This is a genomic window from Streptomyces sp. NPDC045955 (assembly GCF_056430805.1).
On the sequence record NZ_JBWKKY010000005.1, the window covers coordinates 148,106 to 169,091 of the forward strand.

Below are 20,986 nucleotides of genomic sequence, written 5' to 3' on the forward strand. Positions count from 1 at the left end.
CCGTCCCCTCACATCCGGAAGACGCCGAACTGGGGGTCACCCAGGGGCGCGTTGGCGCACGCGGTCAGGGCGAGGCCCAGGACCTGGCGGGTGTCCAGCGGGTCGATCACACCGTCGTCCCAGAGGCGGGCCGTCGCGTAGTAGGCGTTGCCCTGGCGCTCGTACTGGTCGCGGATCGGGGCCTTGAAGGCGTCCTCGTCCTCCGCCGGCCAGGACTCGCCGCGGGCCTGAAGCTGGTCCCGCTTGACGGTCGCGAGGACCGACGCGGCCTGCTCGCCGCCCATGACCGAGATCTTGGCGTTCGGCCACATCCACAGGAAGCGCGGGGAGTACGCCCGGCCGCACATCGAGTAGTTGCCCGCGCCGTACGAGCCGCCGACCACGACCGTCAGTTTCGGTACGCGGGTGCAGGCCACGGCCGTGACCATCTTGGCGCCGTGCTTGGCGATGCCGCCCGCCTCGTAGTCCTTGCCGACCATGAACCCGGAGATGTTCTGCAGGAACACCAGCGGGATGCCGCGCTGGTCGCACAGCTCGATGAAGTGGGCGCCCTTCTGGGCGGACTCGGAGAACAGGATGCCGTTGTTGGCGACGATGCCCACCGGGTGGCCGTGGATCCGGGCGAAGCCCGTGACCAGGGTCTGGCCGAACTCGGACTTGAACTCGGCGAAACGGGAGCCGTCGACGACGCGCGCGATGATCTCGCGCACGTCGTACGGGGTGCGGGAGTCGACCGGGACCGCGCCGTAGAGGCCGTGCGGGTCGACCTTGGGTTCCGTCGCCTCCGTGACCTCCCAGGGGAGGGGGCCGCGGGCGGGGAGGGTGGACACGATCGTGCGGACGATGCGGAGCGCGTGCGCGTCGTTCTCCGCGAGGTGGTCCGTGACGCCCGAGACGCGGGAGTGGACCTCGCCGCCGCCGAGCTCCTCCGCCGTGACGACCTCGCCGGTGGCCGCCTTCACCAGGGGCGGGCCGCCCAGGAAGATCGTGCCCTGGTTGCGGACGATCACCGCCTCGTCGCTCATCGCCGGGACGTACGCCCCGCCGGCCGTGCAGGAGCCGAGGACGGCGGCGATCTGGGGGATGCCGGCGCCGGACATGCGGGCCTGGTTGTAGAAGATCCGGCCGAAGTGGTCCCGGTCCGGGAAGACCTCGTCCTGCATGGGGAGGAAGGCGCCGCCGGAGTCCACCAGGTAGACGCAGGGCAGGCGGTTGTCGAGGGCGACCTCCTGGGCGCGCAGGTGCTTCTTGACCGTCATCGGGTAATACGTGCCGCCCTTGACCGTGGCGTCGTTGGCGATGATCACGGCTTCGCGGCCGCTGACCCTGCCGATGCCGGCGATGACACCGGCGGCCGGGGCCTGGCCCTCGTACATCCCGTCGGCCGCGAGCGGGGCCAGCTCCAGGAAGGGCGAGCCCGGGTCGAGGAGGGTGTCGACGCGGTCGCGGGGGAGCAGCTTGCCGCGCGCGGTGTGGCGGGCGCGGGCCTTCTCGCCGCCGCCCTGCGCGGCCGCGGCCAGCTTGGCGCGCAGCTCCTCCACGAGGGCGTGGTGCGCCTCCTCGTTGGCCCGAAAGGCCTCCGACGCGGGGTCTGCCGCGCTCGTGAGCTCCGGTGCCTCGTGCATCCTGCGGTCCCCTCACCTTGTTAATGAGCGTTAACGCATTTCCTTCAGGTTAACGAGCGCTAACCTCCCTGTCTAGAATTGATTGCATGGCCACGAGAACCGACGCCCCCACCCGACGCGAGCAGATCCTCAAGGAGGCTGCCCGGCTCTTCGCCGAGCGGGGCTTCCACGGGGTCGGAGTCGACGAGATAGGTGCCGCTGTCGGGATCAGCGGGCCCGGGCTGTACCGGCACTTCGCGGGCAAGGACGCGATGCTCGCGGAGCTGCTGGTGGGGATCAGCGGACAGCTGCTGACCGGGGCGAAGCGGCGGGTGGCGGAGGCGGACGGGGGTGCGGGGGCGGAGGCGGTCCTCGACTCGCTGATCGAGGGGCACATCGACTTCGCGCTCGACGACCGGCCTCTGATCACCCTGCACGATCGTGAGCTGGATCGCCTCCGGGACAGCGACCGGAAGATGGTGCGGCAGCTGCAGCGGCAGTACGTGGAGCTGTGGGTGGGGGTGGTGCGGGAGGTGTATCCCGGGCTGGGGGAGCCCGCGGCGCGGTCGGCCGTGCACTCGGTGTTCGGGTTGCTGAACTCGACGCCGCATCTGGGCAGGGCGGGGTCTCTGCCCGGGCGGGGGGCCACGGCGGAGCTGCTGCATCGGATGGCCCGGGGGGCGTTCGCGGCGGCGGGGGCGTAGGCCGAGTCCGCCCGGGGGGAATCCCTCGTGGTCAGCGCTGGGGGGTCGTTCTCACTCGCAGGGCGTAGAAGCGGGTCGTCTGGGTCTGGTTCTCGTTGTCGTCGCTGGCCAGGAGGACCTTCAGGGTGTTGTTCGTGCGGCCCGTGATCGTCATGGCCTCGATGTTGTCGAGGAGGGGGTTCGGCTGGGGCTGCTTGGCCGTGGCGCCGAGGGAGGGGCAGGTCACGAGGTCGGTGAGGAGGGTCTTCTCGACCAGGCGGGCTTCGGAGCGGACCGGCAGGGTGTCGATGCCGCTCGTGTCCGTCGCCCCGCGCGGGTCGGCCAGGTAGAGGCGGACCGTGTTGCCCACGCCGGAGGTGAAGCCGCGTTCCAGGACCAGGAGGCGGCCGTCGGGGATCGCCTGGACCTCGGGGACCCCCAGGCCGGGGTCCGTGCGGTAGGCGTACTGGGCGCCGGGGGCGAAGTGGCCGTGCGGCGTCCTGCGCCAGGTCTGGAAGCGGACGATCGTCGGGTCGTCGCCGGAGAGCGCGTACTCCATGGAGGCCAGCAGGGTGCGGCCGCCGGGGAGCAGGGTCAGGCCCTCGAAGGTGCCGTTGGGCCGGGCACGGCCCGCGGGGCTCACCCGCAGGGCGCCGGGGACGGGGAGGCGCTCGAGGAGCTCGCCGGTGCGGGAGTAGCGGCCCACCGACGGTTCGGTCTCGGAGGTGACCAGGCGTGTGCCGTCGCGGTCGACGGCCAGGCCCTCGGAGTCGAGCGCGGTGCCCTGCTCGTCGGCGAGCGGGACGACGGAACGGGGCTTCAGTGTCCGCGCGTCCAGGCGGAAGAGGGACGAGCGGTCGGAGAGGGCGGCCAGGGAGCCGTCGCTGTCCATGGCGAGTGCCGAGAGGTTGCCGACGTAGGTGTTCTCGAACGTCGTCTTGTCCAGCGCGTCGGAGAAGCCGTCGATGGAGACGGCCGGCGAGCAGGTGTGCCGGGTGTGCGCCTGGGCCGGGCCGGCGGCGGTCAGGCAGGTGGCCACCGTCAGGGCCGCGGTGAGAAGGGCGAGAGGAGTTCTGAGGGGCATGGGCGTCACCGTAGGGCGGGGCGGTGGCGCCGGGTAGGACGCGTGATGAACGGTCAGCTCGCGGCCAGGTCCTTGTGGATGACCTTGGCCACGGCCTGGATGGTCGCGATGCCGTAGTTCATGGTGCTGTTGCCGTGGGTGAGCACGGTCATCATGTAGTCGTGGCCGCCGCCCTTGAACGCGCCGACGCTGTGCACCCGCCAGCCGTACGTGGAGCGTTGCAGCCAGCCGTTCTTCACGGCCACGGTGACGCCGGACGGCACTCCGTACGGCGTGCCCCAGCGCTGGGACGAGACGACCTGCCCCATCAACGTGAGGATGTAGGCGCGGGAGTTGTCGCTCAGGACCGTGTTCTTGGCGGTGAGGAGCTTGAGCAGCTTCTGCTCGTCGGTGACGGTGATCTGCGTCAGGCCCCAGTAGCCGTTCGCGCCGGGCTTGGTCTGGGTCATGCCGGCGGCGGTGAGGAAGCCCTTGATCTTCGTCATGCCGAGCTGCTTCCACAGGGTGGAGGTCGCGGCGTTGTCCGACTTGGTGATCATGGCTTTGGCGAGGGTGTTCTCGCGGTCGGTGAGATACCGGTTGTGCTTCTTCGCGTCCCACAGCAGCGTGGCGAGGACGGTGACCTTGACGACGCTGGCCGAGTCGTAGGCGGAACTCGCGCGCAGGGTGCACGTCGTGTTGGTGCTGCGGTCGTAGAGGCCGACGGCGACGGTGCCCTTGCGGGTGGCCAGCGCGGCGGTGATGTCCTGCTGCAGCTTGGCGGCCAGTCCGGCCCTGGCGGACGTACAGGTCACGGCCGGCGTGGCGGCGGCTGCGGGCGTGGCGGCGGCGACGAGCGGCACGAGCACACCCGTACCCACGGCCGCCGCGAGCGCTCTCGCGCGGCGGGATGTCCCAGAAGTCATGCACCCCATGACTCAACAGGAGGGGGCAAAGGTTGTAGCGATTGGCGAAGACTTGTGCGAGTTGTTATCCGGCGCTGGGGTGGCTTCACAGGATGGGGCCATCTTCGTCACAGCGGCCACAAGCCAGGGCCGTTCCACGGGCTCCTGCTGAAACTCTTGACGCCGCCTTTCCCGCCGGGATACTTGCGGTCGGCAGCGCGCCAACTACCGCACTGGTGAAGGGATTTGGCTTCCGCTGTCCGAGATCCCGAACGTCGTACGAAGTTTCGCAAGCTTTCGACGGCCCCCCACAGGAGGATCCTCAATGAGCCCACGCAAGGCCCTCATAGCCGCCCTGACGGCCGCGCTCCTGACCGGCCCGGGCATCGCCCAGGCCGTCACCCCCCAGACCGCGTCCCAACCCGCCCCCGCCCGTGAACGCGCCGCCGCGGCCACCATCACCTGGTCCCTCGTGCGGGCGAACAACCCCACCGAGGACCAGCGCACCGCCTACGACGCCATCACCCGCGCCATGAACGCGGCGGTGGCCCGCTACAACAACCTCAGTGACCTGGGCAAGACCATCACGGTCCGCTACGAGCCGGGCGTCCCCACCGCCGACGGCAACATCAACGGGACCATCCGCTTCGGCAGCAACCGCAGCTACATGAACGAGCGGACGGCCCTGCACGAGATCGCCCACACCATCGGCGTGGGCACCAGCTCGGGCTGGTCCCGCCTCGGCGGCAGCGGCACCTGGACCGGCGGACAGGCGACCGCGCTGGTCAAGCAGTACGACGGCTCCAGTGCGAAGATCTCCACGGGCGGCGGCCACTTCTGGCCCTACGGCCTGAACTACGACAACGAGTGGTCGAACACGGCCGCGGACCGCCACGTCCACATCGTCGCCGCGATGGTCCGCGACGGCCTGTAGGGAATCGCTCCCGTAGCGGCTGGCCGGCGCTCAGTCCAGATGCGTCGGTGCGAACATCCGCAGCACGGCCGGGAGCAGGACCACCGAGGGCCCCGGCGACGCGAGTTGTTTCGCGAGGTCCTGCTCCAGGTTCTCCGGGGTCGTACGGACCCCGGGGACGCCGAAGGACTGCGCCAGTGCCACGTAGTCCGGCCGGGTCAGCTCCGTCGCCGTCGCCTCGCCGAACGCGTCGGTCATGTACTCGCGCAGGATGCCGTAGCCGCCGTCGTCGACGATCAGCCAGGTGACGTTCAGTCCGTACTGGCGGGCCGTCGCCAGCTCGGCGATCGAGTACAGGGCGCCGCCGTCACCGGAGATGGCGAGGACCGGCCGGGTCGGGTCGGCCACCGCCGCGCCGAGCGCCGCCGGGAAGGCGTAGCCGAGGCCACCCGCGCCCTGGGCGGAGTGCATGTGGTTGGGGCCCTTGGCGTCGAAGGCCGACCAGGCCCAGTACGCGAGGATCGTCATGTCCCAGAAGGACGGGGAGCCGGCGGGGAGGGCCCGGCGGACGGACGCCAGCACCTCTTGCTCCAGGGTGAGGTCCTGGGCGGCGATGCGCTCGGCGACCTTCGCGAGGAGTGCGCGCACGCGCTCCGGTGCCGTCGGGTCCTGCCGCTCGGAGACCGTCTCCAGCAGCGCCTGCAACGCGAGGCGGGCGTCCGCGTGGATGCCGAGGGCGGGGTGGTTGGACTCCAGCTTGCCGAGGTCGGCCTCGATCTGGATGATCCGGCCGCGCGGCTTGAACGTGTGGTAATTGGAGGAGAGTTCGCCGAGTCCCGAGCCGACGACGAGGAGTACGTCCGCGTCCTCCAGGAAGTCCGTGGTGTGGCGGTCCTCGATCCAGGACTGGAGCGACAGCGGGTGCGTCCAGGGGAACGCGCCCTTGCCGCCCGGCGTCGTGACGACCGGTGCCTGGAGCGTCTCGGCCAGCTGACGCAGCTTCTTCGACGCGTCGGCCCGGACCACTCCGCCGCCCGCGATGATCGCCGGGCGGACCGCCTTCGACAGCAGGTCGGCGGCCACGGCGGTCAGTTCCGGGCGCGGCGGCAGCTCCTCGGGGAAGGCGTCGCCGCCGGTCACCACCGGGATCACCGTCTCGGCGAGCAGCACGTCCTGCGGGATCTCCACCCACACCGGCCCGTGCGGGGCGCTCAGCGCCGACGTCCAGGCCGCCTCGATGGCGGACGGGATCTGCGACGGGGTGCGGACGGTGTGGACCGACTTCACCACGCCCCGGAACGAGGCCGCCTGGTCGGGCAGTTCATGCAGATAGCCGTGACGGCCGCCGCCGAGCCCCGCCGTCGGGACCTGGCTGCTGATCGCCAGGACGGGGGCGCTGGCCGCGGCCGCTTCCTGGAGCGCCGCCAGCGAGGTCAGCGCTCCCGGCCCCGTCGACAGCAACAGCGGCGCAGCCTCGCCTGTGATCCGGCCGTACGCGTCCGCCGCGAACCCGGCGTTGTTCTCCACCCGCAGGCCGACGTACCTGAGGTCCGAGCGGCGCAGCGCGTCGAACATGCCGAGGGCGTGCTGGCCGGGCAGGCCGAAGACGGTCGTGGCGCCCAGCCCGGCCAGCGTCTCCACGACCAGGTCTCCGCCGGTGCGGCCGGGGGGAGGGTTCAGGGCGGCCTCCGTCTGGGCGGGCGTCGGGCGGAGCACCAGGTCGTGGTCGTGAGTCACTGCGCTTCCGAGTCCTTCCGGGCCGCGGCGATCTGGCGCGACATGATCGTGGTCAGTTCGTACGCCGTGTGGGACGCGGCCACCGACGTGATCTCCGCGTGATCGTACGCGGGGGCCACCTCGACGACGTCCGCGGAGACCAGGTTGCAGGACGCCAGCCCGCGCAGGATCTCCAGCAGTTCGCGCGAGGTCATGCCGCCGGCCTCGGGTGTGCCCGTGCCGGGCGCGTGGGCCGGGTCGAGGCAGTCGATGTCGATGGAGATGTACAGCGGCCGGTCGCCGATGCGCTGGCGGAGCTGGTCGGCGACCTCGTCGGCACCGCGCCGGTAGACGTCCGCCGAGGTGACGATGCCGAAGCCCATCTTCTCGTCGTCGGTCAGGTCCTGCTTGCCGTAGAGCGGACCGCGCGTGCCCACGTGGGACAGGGCGGAGGTGTCGAGGATGCCCTCCTCGACCGCACGGCGGAACGGGGTGCCGTGCGTGTACTCGGCGCCGAAGTAGGTGTCCCAGGTGTCGAGGTGGGCGTCGAAGTGCAGCAGGGCCACCGGGCCGTGCTTCTTCGCCACCGAGCGCAGCAGGGGCAGCGCGATGGTGTGGTCGCCGCCGAGGGTCATCAGACGGGCGCCCGTGCCGAGCAGGTCGTCCGCGGCGGCCTCGACCGTCTCGACGGCCTCGTTGATGTTGAACGGGTTCACGGCGATGTCGCCGCCGTCCGCGACCTGGGCGAGGGCGAACGGGGAGGCGTCCTGCGCCGGGTTGTACGGGCGCAGCAGCCGGGACGCCTCACGGATCGCGTTGCCGCCGAAGCGGGCGCCCGGCCGGTAGGAGACACCCGAGTCGAACGGCACGCCCACCACGGCGACATCGGCCCGTCCGCCGACCTCGTCGAGCCGGGGCAGCCGGGCGAAGGTCGCGGGACCGGCGTACCGCGGCACGCGGGACGAGTCGACGGGCCCGCGGGGAGTCTCGTTGCTGCTCATGAGGAAATGCCTTCTCTCCTACGCTTCATCGCGTATGTACTGCTATGTGGTGCTATGTACGGGCTGTTCTACGACTCTACTGGGGAGCCGTGACCGGTTCGGACGGGAGTTCGGGGGACCGTCCGGCGAGCCGCTCGCGCCAGGCGGCGAGGACGGCGGCGTCGGTGGCGGGAGTGGCCAGGGAGACGACCACGTACGCGGCGAGCGAGGCGAGCAGGCCGTAGTAGACGGGCTCGTTGGCGAGGATGCCGTGCGTCGCCATCAGCACGATCACCGAGAGTCCGCCGACCACGACGGAGGCGAGGGCGCCGTACACCGTGCCCCGCTTCCACGCCAGCCCGCCGAGGATCGGCACGAGCAGTCCGCCGACGAGCAGGTTGTAGGCGACGGTCAGCGCCTGCACGACGTCGTCGATGGCGATGGCCGTGCCGATGACGGCGATCCCCATGAGCAGGATGAAGGCGCGGTTGCCCCGCACCTCGTCATGGTCGCCGGAGGGCGCCTCGCCGAGCCCCCGCAGCCGGGACCAGATGTCGTTGTTGGCGACGGTGGCGCAGGCGATCAGCGCGCCGGAGGAGGTCGACATCACGGCGGCCAGGGCGGCGGCGAGCACCAGTCCCCGCACTCCGACGGGCAGTTCGTCCTTCACGATGGTGGCGAAGGCGTCGTCCGCGCTGCCGAGCTTCGGGTACAGCACCTTGGCCGCCGTACCGATGACGGCACCGGCGAGGGCGTACGCGAGGCAGTAGGTGCCGGCGATCGTCCCGCCCCACTGGGCGGTCCGGTCGCTGCGGGCGGTGAACACGCGCTGCCAGATGTCCTGCCCGATGAGCATGCCGAAGGTGTAGATCAGCACGTAGGTGAAGATCGTCTCGCCGCCGATGCCGAGCGGGTCGAAGTAGCCGGTGGGCAGCTGGGACTTCATCTCGGCGAACCCGCCCGCCTTCACGACGGCGATCGGCAGCAGCAGGAGCAGCACGCCGATGGTCTTCACGACGAACTGCACCATGTCCGTCAGGGTGATCGACCACATCCCGCCGAGGGTGGAGTACGCGACGACGATCGAGCCGCCGAGGACGATCGCGAGCGTGCGGTTCATGTCGAACAGGACGTCGAAGATCGTGGCGTAGGCGATGGTCGAGGTCACCGCGAGCATGAGGGTGTACGCCCACATCACGACCCCGGAGATGATGCCGGCCCGGCCGCCCCCGTAGCGCAGGTCGAGCATCTCGGAGACGGTGTAGACCTTCAGCCGGGCGATGCGGGCGGAGAAGAAGACGGAGAGGACGAGCAGGCCGAGGCCGATGGTGAAGACCATCCAGGCGCCCGAGAGGCCGTACTGGTAGCCGAGGCCCACGCCGCCGATGGTGGAGGCGCCGCCGAGGACGATCGCCGCCATGGTGCCGGAGTACATGGCCGGGCCGAGGCGGCGGCCGGCCACCAGGAACTCGCTCTTGGAGCGGGCGCGGCGCATGCCCCACCAGCCCATGGCGAGCATCCCGGCCAGGTAGACGACGATCACGAGGTAGTCGACGGCCATGGGGCCTCCTTCGCACACGCTCGGTCGTGGGGACGAGGTTGACGAGCACTGACCCTAGGTGGCCGGAAAGCGACTGCGAAGTGTACGTTTCATCCACTGGAGAGGCGCTGGCTGGAGGAAACGCACACATGCCGGATTCGACGGTTCCCCCCACGCCCCCCGTGCCGCTGTCCGCTCTCCTGGCCCGCGAGGACCTGGCCTTGCGCCGGATCGCCGGCCCGGACGACCCCGGCACCGCCGTCCACTGGGTGCACACCTCGGAGATGGCCGACCCGTATCCGTATCTGCTGGGCGGGGAACTGCTGCTCACGGCGGGTGTGCACATCCCGGAGGCGGCGGGGTCGGGCACGTACTTCGACGACTACGTGGCCCGGATCGTGGCGGCGGGCGGCGCGGCCCTCGGCTTCGGGGTGGCGCCGGTGCACGACACGGTGCCGAGGGCGCTGGTCGCCGCGTGCGAGAGGTACGGCCTGCCGCTGCTTGAGGTGCCGCCGCAGACCACCTTCTCGGGCGTGGCCCGCGCGGTCTGGCAGCTGATGGCCCAGGCCCGCCTGGCCGAACTCCGCCGCGTCACGGAGGCCCAGCAGAGCCTCGCCTCGGCCGCCTCCCGCCCCGACCCGGTCCCGTCGGTCCTGCGGCAGCTCGCACAGCGGCTGGGGGGCTGGGCGGTGCTGTACGGGCCGGAGGGGGCGGAGATCGCGGGGGCGGGCCGCGAGCCCGGGGCGGAGGTGGGCTCGGCGCTGGCGGAGCTGGCGGGGGTGGTGCGGCCGGCGGAGGCGGGGAGTGGACTGCCCGCCGGCACGCCGAGTGCGGGGGCTGGGCGGCCGGCGCCCACCCCGGGCGCGCGGCCTCCGGCCGAGACCCCGCGGGCAGGCGGGGCGATACAGCCGCGCGGGCCTGCCGGGACCGGACGGCCGGGCGGGTCCGGCGAAGGCGGGTCCGGGGTGGTGCGATCGGCGGACGCGCCCGGCGCGCGGCCTCCGGCGGGGACTGCGCAGCCGGGCAGGGCGCCGCACACGTACGGACCGGCACCGCGGCAGGGCGAGGCCGCCGACGCAGGCCGCCCCCAGCCTCAACCAGCCGGCCGACCCTCGCCCTCACCCCAGCCCCCGACTCACTCTGCCCCCAGCCGCCCTCACCCCACCTCCGCCACCGACACCGTCTCCGGTACGCATCTCGCCGCCTACGCCCTCGGTGCCGGGCGCGGTTTCGTGCTCGGGGTGGCCGTCCCGGGGCGCGCGCCGGGGGACCACACCATCGTGTCCGTCGCCGCCGTGCTGCTGGCCCTCCTCACCGGGGAGCAGCAGAGCGGCACCGGTGCCGCTCGTTCCTCCGCGCTGGTGCGGCTGCTGCTGGGGGCCGCGCCCGAGGACGTCGCGCCGCTGCTCGGTGACGGGCGGCGGTGGGTCGTCGTGCACGCCCGTCCCGACGGGGAGGGCGTACCCGACGCCGTCGCGGCCTCCGCGCTGGGTGCGGCGCTCGGGTCCGCCCTGGTCGACACGGCGGGCGACGTCGTACGGGTCCTGGTCCCGGCCGGCCGGGCACCGGAGCCGCTGCCCGGCTGGACCCTGGGCGTCAGCGCCGACGTCACCCCCAAGGACTGGCCCGCCGCCGACACCCAGGCGGCCCGAGCCCTGGCCCGGGCCCGCGCCACCCGCGCCCCGCTGCTCCGGCACGGCCCGCGCCCGGCCCTCGCCGACCTGGTGCCGCCCGGCGAGGCGGCGGCTCACGCCCGCACCCTGCTCGCGCCCGTCACGGCCCACCCCGCGCTCCCCGAGACCCTGCGCACCTGGCTGTCCCTGCACGGCAGTTGGGACCGCACGGCCGTCGCCCTGTCCGTGCACCGCAACACCGTGCGGCAGCGCATCGCCCGGTGCGCGGCCCTGCTGGAGGCGGACCTCGACGACCCGGACGTCCGCATGGAACTCTGGTTCGCGCTGCGGCAGATCTGAGTACGTGAGCGGGGTCCCGCTGAGTACGTGACGCACATCCCAGCGTGCGATACGCCAGGGCCGCCCACAGTCGGCTGCCTCACAATGGGAGCCATGCCGATACCCGGGACACCCAGCCGCGCCGAACTCGTCGACCACCTCGTCAGGACGCGCATCGCGGGCGACGTCGCCACCCCCCGCGAGAACAACCTCTCCCACTACCGCAAGCTGGCGAACGCCGACCGTCACTACTGGCTCGGCCTGGAACTCGGCGACCGCTGGAGCGACGAGCAGGACGTCCTCGCGGTGATGGCGGAACGGGTCGGCGTGAACGACGACCCGGAGCACCGGTACGGCCAGGACACGATCGACCCGGAGCTGACCGTCGCGGCCCTGGACCGGCTCGCCGGGCGGCTGCGCAAGGCGGCGGACGGGCAGCAGCGGGTGCTGTTCGCCACCGGCCACCCCGGCGGCCTGCTCGACGTGCACCGCGCGACCGCATCCGCCCTGCGCGCGGCCGGCTGCGAGATCGTCGTCATCCCGGAGGGGCTGACGACGGAGGAGGGCTACGTCATGCAGTTCGCGGACGTGGCGGTGCTGGAGCACGGCGCCACCCTGTGGCACACCCACTCGGGCGAACCGATGAAGGCGATCCTGACGGCCATGGAGCGCGAGGGCCGCCCGCTGCCCGACCTGGTCGTCGCCGACCACGGCTGGGCGGGCTACGCGGGACAGCACGGCGTGGACTCCGTCGGCTACGCCGACTGCAACGACCCGGCCCTGTTCATCGCCGAGGCCGAGGGCACCGTGCAGGTGACGGTGCCCCTCGACGACCACGTGGTCAGCCCCCGCCACTACGACCCGATGACCGCGTATCTGCTGGCGGAGGCGGGCCTCAGCTAGGCCCCTGGCCCCGCTCGCGCGGGACGCGGACCACGCCCTCCTGGATCACCGTGATGGCCAGCTGCCCGTCCTGCGTGTAGATGCGGGCCTGTCCCAGTCCCCGGCCGCCGTACGCGGACGGGGACTCCTGGTCGTAGAGCAGCCACTCGTCGGCGCGGAACGGCCGGTGGAACCACATCGCGTGGTCGAGGGAGGCGCCGACGACGTCCCCGACGGCCCAGCCGCCCCGCCCGTGCGCGAGCAGCACGGAGTCGAGGAGCGTCATGTCGGAGACGTAGGTGGCGAGGACGACGTGCAGCAGTGGATCGTCGGCGAGCTTGCCGTTCGTGCGGAACCACACCTGGGAGTGCGGCTCGCGCGGCTCGCCGAACTTCCCGTACGGCGGCTCGTCGACGTAGCGCAGATCGACGGCGGCCCGGGCCTCCAGGAACCTGTCCACGACCTCGGGGTCGAGATGGTCGTATCCGCGCAGCCGCTCCTCACCGGTGGGCAGCGTGGCGGGATCGGGCGCGTCCGGCATGCGCTGCTGGTGGTCCAGCCCGTCCTCGTACAGCTGGAACGACGCCGAGAGGTGGAAGATCGGCTTGCCGTGCTGGACGGCGACCACCCGGCGGGTGGTGAAGGAGCGGCCGTCGCGGATCCGGTCGACGGTGTAGACGATGGGCGCGCCGGGATCGCCGGGGCGCAGGAAGTACGCGTGGAGGGAGTGCGCGGGCCGGTCCCCGGGGACCGTGCGCCCGGCGGCGACGAGCGCCTGGGCCGCGACCTGCCCGCCGAAGACCCGGGGGACGACGGCGGACCGGGACCGGCCGCGGAAGATGTTCTCCTCGATCTGCTCCAGGTCGAGCAGATCGAGGAGGTCCTGTAGTGCCTGACTCATGGGGTAGTTGTACCGGCCAGTGATCGCGTACCGGTGTCGGGGGCCTTACAGGCCCATGTCCTTGGCGATGATCGACTTCATGATCTCGCTGGTGCCGCCGTAGATGCGGTTGACGCGGTTGTCCGCGTACAGGCGGGCGATCGGGTACTCGTTCATGTAGCCGTAGCCGCCGTGCAGCTGGAGGCAGCGGTCGATGACGCGGTGGGCGACCTCGGTGCAGAACAGCTTCGCGGAGGCGGCCTCGGCGGGGGTGAGCTCACCGGCGTCGAGGGCCTCGGTCGCGCGGTCGGCGACGGCCTCGGCCGCGTCCACCTCCGCCTGGCAGGCGGCCAGCTCGAACTTGGTGTTCTGGAAGTGGGCGACGGGCTTGCCGAAGACCGTGCGCTCCTGCACGTACTGCTTGGCGAACCGGACGGCGGCCTTGGCCTGGGCGTAGGCGCCGAAGGCGATGCCCCAGCGCTCGGAGGCGAGGTTGTGGCCGAGGTAGTAGAAGCCCTTGTTCTCCTCGCCGAGGAGGTCCTCGACGGGCACCTTGACGTCGACGAACGCCAGCTCGGCGGTGTCGGAGGTCTTCAGGCCGAGCTTGTCGAGCTTGCGGCCGACCGAGTAGCCCTCGGACTTGGTGTCGACGGCGAAGAGGGAGATGCCGTGGCGGCGGTCCTCGGCGGTCGGGGCGGCGGTCCGGGCGCAGACGATCACACGGTCGGCGTGCACACCGCCGGTGATGAAGGTCTTGGCGCCGTTGAGGACGTAGTGCGTGCCGTCCTCGCTCAGCTTGGCGGTGGACTTCATGCCCGCGAGGTCGGAACCGGTGCCCGGCTCCGTCATCGCGATGGCCCACATCTCCTCGCCGGTGACGAACTTCGGCAGGAACCGCTTCTTCTGCTCGTCGGTGGCGAGCATCTTGATGTAGGGCAGGGCGAGCAGCACGTGCACACCGGAGCCGCCGAACTGGACGCCCGCGCGAGCGGTCTCCTCGTAGAGGACGGCCTCGAACTTGTGGCTCTCCAGGCCCGCGCCGCCGAACTCCTCGGGGACGTTGATCCCGAAGATGCCCAGCTCACCGAGCTTGTAGTAGAAGTCGCGGGGTGCCTGGCCCGCCGCGAACCACTCGTCGTACACCGGTACGACCTCGGCCTCGATGAAGGCGCGGATGGTCTCCCGGAACGCCTCGTGATCCTCGTTGAACACCGTACGGCGCACGCCGCCACCTCCAGGGACCTCGGTATGTCTAAGCGCTTGCTCAGACAAAGATACCGGCGAGTATCAACGACCGTCCAGGGTGGGGGCGGGGTAACGCTCGTCACGCCGCGGGATGAAAACAGCGTCCCACGGCGTTGGTGCCTTCCGGCAGACCAGGACGATCGGAGGGCACCCGCGTGACACCGCAACGGGGATGGGCACGACGACTGTGGGCCTATGCATGGCGCCACCCGAAGGATGTCGTACTCGCCCTCGGCTCCTCCCTGGCCGGCATGGCGGTCATGGCCCTCGTCCCGCTGATCACCAAGGTGATCATCGACGACGTCGTCAGCGACCACACCCGCTCGATGACCACCTGGGCCGGCCTCCTCATCGCCGCCGCACTGGTCGTCTACGTCCTCACCTACGTCCGCCGCTACTACGGCGGCCGCCTCGCCCTCGACGTCCAGCACGACCTGCGGACGGAGATGTACGGCACGATCACCCGGCTCGACGGCCGCCGCCAGGACGAGCTGTCCACCGGCCAGGTCGTCGGCCGGGCCACCAGTGACCTCCAGCTGATCCAGGGCCTGCTGTTCATGCTCCCGATGACCATCGGGAACGTCCTGCTGTTCCTGATCTCCCTGGGGATCATGGCGTCGCTGTCGCTGCCGCTGACCCTCGTCGCCCTGGCCGTCGCCCCCGCCCTGTGGTGGATCGCCAAGCGCAGCCGCACCCGGCTGCACCCCTCCACCTGGTACGCCCAGGCGCAGGCCGCCGCCGTCGCCGGCGTGGTCGACGGCGCCGTCAGCGGGGTCCGTGTGGTGAAGGGCTTCGGGCAGGAGGACCAGGAGACCGGCAAGCTCAGGGACGTCAGCCGCCGCCTCTTCGCCGGGCGACTGCGCACCATCCGCCTGAACTCCGTCTACACCCCGGCCCTCCAGGCCGTCCCCGCCCTCGGCCAGGTCGCGATGCTGGCGCTCGGCGGCTGGCTCGCGGTGGGCGGGCACATCACGCTCGGCACGTTCGTCGCCTTCTCCACCTACCTCGCCCAGCTCGTCGGCCCGGTCCGCATGCTCGCCGTGGTGCTCACCGTCGGCCAGCAGGCCCGCGCGGGCACCGAACGCGTCCTGGAGCTGATCGACACCGAGCCGTCTTACGAGGACGGCCGCAAGGACCTGCCCGCCGACGCCCCCGCGACCGTCGAGTTCGACGACGTCTCCTTCGGCTACGACGAAGACCGCCCCGTCCTCGACGGGCTCTCCTTCGAGATCCGCCCCGGCGAGACCCTCGCCGTCGTCGGCTCCTCCGGCTCCGGCAAGTCCACGGTCTCCCTGCTGCTGCCACGCTTCTACGACGTCACCTGCGGTGCCGTCCTCGTCGGCGGCCACGACGTACGCGAACTGACCCTGGAATCGCTGCGGGCCGCGATCGGGCTGGTCCCGGAGGACTCCTTCCTCTTCTCCGACACCGTCCGCAACAACATCGCCTACGGCCGCCCGGACGCCACCCAGGAGGAGATCGAGCAGGCCGCCCGCGCCGCCCAGGCCGACCGGTTCATCAGCGAACTGCCCGACGGCTACGACACCACCGTCGGCGAGCACGGCCTGACCCTCTCCGGCGGCCAGCGTCAGCGCGTCGCCCTCGCCCGCGCCATCCTCAGCGACCCGCGCCTGCTGGTCCTGGACGACGCCACCTCCGCCGTGGACGCCCGGGTCGAGCACGAGATCCACGAGGCCCTGAAGGAGGTCATGCGGGGCCGCACCACCCTGCTGATCGCCCACCGCCGCTCCACCCTGAACCTCGCCGACCGCATCGCCGTCCTGGACGGCGGCCGGCTCGCCGACATCGGCACCCACGACGAACTCCAGCAGCGCTCCCCCCTCTACCGGCGCCTGCTCACCGACCCCGACGAGCTGGGCGGGGTCTCCCCGGGCCACACCCAGCCGGCCTGCCCCCAGGAGGACACCTCCGTCCGGGACGAGCTGGACGCCGAGTTCGACGCCGAGCGCGGGGTCACCCCACGGCTGTGGAGCGGCGACCGCGAACGCAAGGACATCGCCCTCGCCGAGAGCCCGGCCACGCCCGAGCTGCTCGCCCAGGTGGAGGCGCTGCCCCCGGCCACCGACGTCCCCGACGTCGACGAGTTGCGGGCCGTCCAGCCGGAGGAGTCCTACGGCCTGCGCCGGCTGCTGCGCGGCTTCGGACTGCCGCTCCTGGTCAGCCTCGGGCTGGTCGCCGTCGACGCGGGCATGGGCCTGCTGCTGCCGATCATGATCCGGCACGGCATCGACTCGGGTGTCACCCAGGCCGCGCTCGGCGCCGTGTGGGCCGCGTCGCTGCTCGCGCTGCTGACGGTGGCCGTGCAGTGGGCGGCCCAGGTCGGCGAGACCCGCATGACCGGCCGCACCGGCGAACGCGTCCTCTACTCACTGCGGCTGAAGATCTTCGCCCAGCTCCAGCGCCTCGGGCTCGACTACTACGAGCGGGAGCTGACCGGCCGGATCATGACCCGGATGACGACCGACGTCGACGCGCTGTCGACGTTCCTCCAGACGGGCCTGGTCACCGCCTTCGTCTCGGTCGTCACCTTCTTCGGCATCATGGTCGCCCTGCTGGTGCTCGACGTGGAGCTGGCACTGGTCGTCTTCGCGACACTGCCGCCGCTGATCATCGCCACGTACTTCTTCCGCCGGGCGAGCGTGAAGGCGTACGAACTGGCCCGCGAACGCGTCTCCGTGGTCAACGCCGACCTCCAGGAGTCGGTGTCCGGACTGCGGATCGTGCAGGCCTTCCGGCGCGAGCGGGACGGCGGGCTGAGGTTCGCCGGGCACAGCGACAGCTACCGCCAGGCGCGCATCCGGGGCCAGTGGCTGATCTCCGTGTACTTCCCCTTCGTGCAGTTCCTGTCGTCGGTGGCGGCCGCGGCCGTGCTGATCGTGGGCGGCGCGCGGGTCGACGACGGGACGCTGGCGATCGGTTCGCTGGTGGCGTACCTGCTCTACATCGACCTGTTCTTCGCGCCCGTGCAGCAGCTCTCCCAGGTCTTCGACGGCTACCAGCAGGCGACCGTCTCGCTGGGCCGCATCCAGGAGCTGCTCCAGGAGCCGACGTCGACGAAGTCCGCCGACGAACCCCGCGAAGTGCTGTCCCTGCGCGGCGACATCGCCTTCGAGGACGTGCACTTCGCTTACGGTGACGACGAAGAGGCCCTCGGCGGGGTCGACCTGCGCATCCCGGCCGGGCAGACCGTCGCGTTCGTCGGCGAGACCGGCGCGGGCAAGTCGACCCTGGTCAAGCTCGTGGCCCGCTTCTACGACCCCACCGGCGGCCGGGTCACCGTCGACGGCACCGACCTGCGCGCCCTCGACCTCACCTCGTACCGGCACCGTCTGGGGGTCGTCCCGCAGGAGGCGTACCTCTTCCAGGGCACCGTCCGCGACGCCATCGCCTACGGCCGCCCCGACGCCACCGACGCCGAGGTCGAGGCGGCGGCCCGCGCGGTCGGCGCACACGAGATGATCGCCACCCTGGAGGGCGGCTACCTCCACGAGGTCGCCGAACGCGGCCGCAACCTCTCCGCCGGACAGCGCCAGCTCATCGCCCTGGCCCGCGCCGAGCTGGTCGACCCGGACGTCCTGCTGCTCGACGAGGCGACGGCCGCCCTCGACCTGGCCTCCGAGGCCCAGGTCAACCAGGCCACCGACCGCCTGGCCGGCCGCCGCACCACCCTCGTCGTGGCCCACCGCCTCACCACTGCCGCCCGCGCCGACCGGGTCGTCGTCATGGACCACGGCCGGGTCGCCGAGGACGGCACGCACGAGGAGCTGCTCGCGCGCGGCGGGCGGTACGCCGAGCTGTGGCGGACGTTCATCGGCGCCGCGGAGCCGGAGGAGCCGGTCGGCGCCTCCCGGTGAGGCCCGCGACCGGCGTTTTCGTCACGCTCGTGCAACCGTCCGACATACGCCATGCGTCCGTACACCTGTACGCCGATGGTCGCGCATGACGCGGTACGGGAGGACGACAGTGGACAGTGGAGCGATACGCCGGCGGCTCGCGCTCGGCCTGGCCGTGCTGACCGCCTCCAGCCTGCTGGCGGTCGCGGCGCCGGGCGAGGCGCAGGCCGCCGCCTCCGCCTCGTGTCCCGGCCGCAAGGTCCGCACCCTGCCCTTCTCCACCGGAACCCTGCTCGTCTACAAACGCGGCGGCTACGTCTGCGCCGTGACGGTCACCAAGAAGCCCGGCGTGAAGCGGAGGATGTCGGTGAGCGTGCAGGCGCGTGGCAACCGCCCCGTCGTCGACGAGGGCCGGTTCGCCTACCACGCCGGCCCGGTGATGGTGCACGCCGGACGCCGCTGCGTATGGCTGAAGGGCAGGGTGGGGCAGGGCTCGGTCAGCTCCGGCTGGATCCTGTGCTGACGCCCGGCGCATAGAGGGGTATCCCCATGTCCCCTGGCGCTGAGGGGAGTTGGTCCGCTAGCTTCCGGCGCACATCTGTCTCACAGGGGAGTGCGCATGCGCAAGGCGCTCAGATGGCTGCTGGCGCTCACGGTGCTCATAGGCACACTGGGCACGGCGGGAGCGGCCACCGCCGCCGACGCCACCGGCACCGACGGCACCACCGACATCAAGGAAAGGCTGCTCGCCATACCGGGCATGAGCCTGGTCGAGGAGAAGCCGTACACCGGCTACCGCTTCTTCGTCCTGAACTACACCCAGCCGGTCGACCACCGAAAGCCGTCGAAGGGCACGTTCCAGCAGCGCATCACCGTGCTGCACAAGGACGTCGCGCGCCCGACGGTCTTCTTCACCAGCGGCTACAACGTCTCCACGACGCCCCGCCGCAGCGAGCCGACCCAGATCGTGGACGGCAACCAGGTCTCCCTGGAATACCGCTTCTTCACCCCGTCCCGGCCCGCCCCGGCCGACTGGTCCAAGCTGGACATCTGGCAGGCGGCCAGCGACCAGCACCGCGTCTTCAAGGCGCTGAAGGGCATCTACGGCAAGAAGTGGATCTCCACGGGCGGCTCGAAGGGCGGCATGACCGCCACCTACTACGAGCGCTTCTACCCGCGTGACATGGACGGTGTGGTCGCCTACGTCGCCCCCAACGACGTGGTGAACAAGGAGGACTCCGCCTACGACCGCTTCTTCGCCCGCGTCGGCAGCGAGGAGTGCCGCGACCGGCTGAACGGCGTGCAGCGCGAGGCGCTGGTGCGCCGCGAGCCGCTGGAGAAGAAGTACGCGGCCTACGCGCGGGAGAACGACCTCACCTTCGAGACCATCGGCAGCCTGGACAGGGCCTACGAGGCGACCGTCCTCGACTACGTGTGGGGCTTCTGGCAGTACAGCCTGCTGAAGGACTGCGACCAGATCCCGGCCGACGCGAAGAACGCCACCGACGACGAGATCTGGAACTCCGTCGACACGATCTCCGGCTTCTCCGCCTACGCCGACCAGGGCCTGACGACCTACACGCCGTACTACTACCAGGCCGGCACGCAGCTCGGCGCGCCGACGATCCGGTTCCCGCACATCGAGAAGCAGCACATCCGCTACGGCTACCAGCCGCCGCGCAATTTCGTCCCCCGGGACATCCCGATGAAGTTCCAGCCGTCGGCGATGCGGGACGTGGACACCTGGGTCCGCCACAACGCCCGGCAGATGCTGTTCGTCTACGGCCAGAACGACCCGTGGGGCGCGGAGCCCTTCCGCGTCGGCAAGGGCGCGAAGGACTCCTACGTCATGACCGCCCCCGGCATGAACCACGGTGCCAACGTCGCGGGCCTCGTGCCCGAGCAGAAGGCCCTGGCCACCGCCCGCATCCTCGACTGGGCCGGTGTCGCCACCAGCTCGGTGCAGGCCGACCCGCAGCTGGCGAAGCCGCTGGCGAAGTTCGACGCCAAGCTCGACAAGCGGGACGTACAGCGTGAGATGACGCTGCGGCCGTAGGGCCGGTGCCCGTCCGTGTCGTCGCGCCCGGCTGCTCACAGCGGCCGGGCGCACCCCACGGGCCGGTCGCCCCCGAGCCGCACATACAGAGCGGTCGAGACGGGGCAGTCGGCGCGACGGGCGACCGCCTCGGTCACCTGGTACTCCGGCTCGTGCCGGCCCTTCCCGTCGCACGAGGTCTCGCGGACCTGCCCGTCGCCGGAGCTGTAGACGCAGTCGCCGACGATGGTGCGTGGTCCGCCCCCGCCGCCCGGGTCGCCCGGGTGCGGCGGCTGGAGGTTGCGCATACAGGCGTAGCCCTGCGGCACCGCCCCGTCGCCGTCCTCGTCGGAGGCGGGCCGCTGCTCGCTGATGTGCAGCACGAAGTCCGTGGTCGCCGGGCAGCGCGGCCCGTCCCGGACCGTGCCGTCGTGCCGCGCCACGACCCGGGCCGCCGCCCGCTCACCGGCGCACGGCACCTCGGTGAAGCTCGTCGTGCCGAACGAACTGCACTCGTCGACCGCGAGGAACACCGCCCCGTACCCGGACGGCCGGGTCACCGGCGCCGACCCGGCAGCGGTGGTCCCCGATTCCGGCCCGCCCAGCCGCCCGTCCTGCGCGACCCCCGCCGAGGGACTCTGGCACCCGGTCAGCAACACACCGACCAGCATCAGCAGCCCCCACACCACCCCCGCCGAACTTCTCACGCGCATTGCCGTCCCCCAGAAGAGCCC

The 20,986-nt window shown here is 71.6% G+C and carries 16 protein-coding genes; 7 read left to right on the top strand and 9 right to left on the bottom strand.

The genetic code is table 11. From position 1 onward, the window contains the following. Positions 1 to 8 precede the first annotated feature (8 nt). The gene (locus AC07F0_RS12230; protein WP_478977576.1) at positions 9 to 1,625 is read right to left on the bottom strand and encodes a carboxyl transferase domain-containing protein; all 1,617 of its coding nucleotides are present in this window, start codon (positions 1,623 to 1,625) and stop codon (positions 9 to 11) included. A gap of 86 nt (positions 1,626 to 1,711) precedes the next feature. Between AC07F0_RS12230 and AC07F0_RS12235 the strand changes: the two genes are divergently transcribed. Beyond that, positions 1,712 to 2,308, top strand: a complete 597-nt coding sequence (locus AC07F0_RS12235) for an SACE_7040 family transcriptional regulator (protein WP_355850636.1) — start codon at positions 1,712 to 1,714, stop codon at positions 2,306 to 2,308. Positions 2,309 to 2,339: 31 nt separating this feature from the next. On the opposite strand, the gene AC07F0_RS12240 is transcribed toward AC07F0_RS12235, so the two are convergent. Beyond that, complete coding sequence (locus tag AC07F0_RS12240) at positions 2,340 to 3,371, bottom strand: esterase-like activity of phytase family protein (RefSeq protein ID WP_478977580.1); 1,032 nt, start codon at positions 3,369 to 3,371, stop codon at positions 2,340 to 2,342. A gap of 53 nt (positions 3,372 to 3,424) precedes the next feature. Continuing rightward, complete coding sequence (locus AC07F0_RS12245; RefSeq protein WP_478977583.1) at positions 3,425 to 4,276, bottom strand: serine hydrolase; 852 nt, start codon at positions 4,274 to 4,276, stop codon at positions 3,425 to 3,427. A gap of 304 nt (positions 4,277 to 4,580) precedes the next feature. On the opposite strand from AC07F0_RS12245, the gene AC07F0_RS12250 reads away from it, so the two are divergent. Further along, complete coding sequence (locus AC07F0_RS12250) at positions 4,581 to 5,189, top strand: hypothetical protein (RefSeq protein ID WP_478977586.1); 609 nt, start codon at positions 4,581 to 4,583, stop codon at positions 5,187 to 5,189. Positions 5,190 to 5,219: 30 nt separating this feature from the next. Here AC07F0_RS12250 and AC07F0_RS12255 read toward each other — a convergent pair whose 3' ends face one another. The 3 genes from AC07F0_RS12255 to AC07F0_RS12265 form a co-directional block, all read right to left on the bottom strand. Further along, complete coding sequence (locus tag AC07F0_RS12255) at positions 5,220 to 6,905, bottom strand: thiamine pyrophosphate-binding protein (protein ID WP_478977589.1); 1,686 nt, start codon at positions 6,903 to 6,905, stop codon at positions 5,220 to 5,222. Next, positions 6,902 to 7,885 (bottom strand): agmatinase, encoded by a 984-nt coding sequence (speB, locus tag AC07F0_RS12260; protein WP_020273332.1) that lies wholly within the window; start codon positions 7,883 to 7,885, stop codon positions 6,902 to 6,904. The genes AC07F0_RS12255 and speB overlap by 4 nt, the downstream gene beginning before the upstream one ends. A gap of 76 nt (positions 7,886 to 7,961) precedes the next feature. Continuing rightward, positions 7,962 to 9,425, bottom strand: a complete 1,464-nt coding sequence (locus AC07F0_RS12265; protein ID WP_478977592.1) for a sodium:solute symporter family protein — start codon at positions 9,423 to 9,425, stop codon at positions 7,962 to 7,964. Between the two features lie 128 nt (positions 9,426 to 9,553). On the opposite strand from AC07F0_RS12265, the gene AC07F0_RS12270 reads away from it, so the two are divergent. Both AC07F0_RS12270 and AC07F0_RS12275 read left to right on the top strand, forming a co-directional pair. Then, positions 9,554 to 11,377 (top strand): PucR family transcriptional regulator ligand-binding domain-containing protein, encoded by a 1,824-nt coding sequence (locus tag AC07F0_RS12270; protein WP_478977595.1) that lies wholly within the window; start codon positions 9,554 to 9,556, stop codon positions 11,375 to 11,377. A gap of 93 nt (positions 11,378 to 11,470) precedes the next feature. Next, positions 11,471 to 12,259 (top strand): phosphatase, encoded by a 789-nt coding sequence (locus tag AC07F0_RS12275; protein WP_478977598.1) that lies wholly within the window; start codon positions 11,471 to 11,473, stop codon positions 12,257 to 12,259. Here AC07F0_RS12275 and AC07F0_RS12280 read toward each other — a convergent pair. Together AC07F0_RS12280 and AC07F0_RS12285 are read right to left on the bottom strand one after the other, a co-directional pair. Continuing rightward, complete coding sequence (locus AC07F0_RS12280) at positions 12,252 to 13,139, bottom strand: acyl-CoA thioesterase (protein ID WP_478977601.1); 888 nt, start codon at positions 13,137 to 13,139, stop codon at positions 12,252 to 12,254. The two genes, AC07F0_RS12275 and AC07F0_RS12280, sit on opposite strands and share 8 nt — an antisense overlap. A gap of 45 nt (positions 13,140 to 13,184) precedes the next feature. Further along, positions 13,185 to 14,342 (bottom strand): acyl-CoA dehydrogenase family protein, encoded by a 1,158-nt coding sequence (locus tag AC07F0_RS12285; protein WP_436730024.1) that lies wholly within the window; start codon positions 14,340 to 14,342, stop codon positions 13,185 to 13,187. Between the two features lie 176 nt (positions 14,343 to 14,518). Between AC07F0_RS12285 and AC07F0_RS12290 the strand changes: the two genes are divergently transcribed. From AC07F0_RS12290 to AC07F0_RS12300, 3 genes are all read left to right on the top strand, one after another. Further along, a complete protein-coding gene (locus tag AC07F0_RS12290) occupies positions 14,519 to 18,238 on the top strand; it encodes an ABC transporter ATP-binding protein (protein ID WP_478977604.1) in 3,720 nt (1,239 codons plus the stop codon). A gap of 109 nt (positions 18,239 to 18,347) precedes the next feature. Beyond that, on the top strand, positions 18,348 to 18,740 hold the full coding sequence (locus AC07F0_RS12295) for a hypothetical protein (RefSeq protein WP_478977607.1): 393 nt from the start codon (positions 18,348 to 18,350) through the stop codon (positions 18,738 to 18,740). Positions 18,741 to 18,836: 96 nt separating this feature from the next. Further along, positions 18,837 to 20,273, top strand: a complete 1,437-nt coding sequence (locus AC07F0_RS12300; protein ID WP_478977610.1) for a S28 family serine protease — start codon at positions 18,837 to 18,839, stop codon at positions 20,271 to 20,273. Between the two features lie 35 nt (positions 20,274 to 20,308). Here AC07F0_RS12300 and AC07F0_RS12305 read toward each other — a convergent pair whose 3' ends face one another. Continuing rightward, positions 20,309 to 20,965, bottom strand: a complete 657-nt coding sequence (locus tag AC07F0_RS12305; protein WP_478977613.1) for a hypothetical protein — start codon at positions 20,963 to 20,965, stop codon at positions 20,309 to 20,311. Between the last annotated feature and the right edge of the window lie 21 nt (positions 20,966 to 20,986).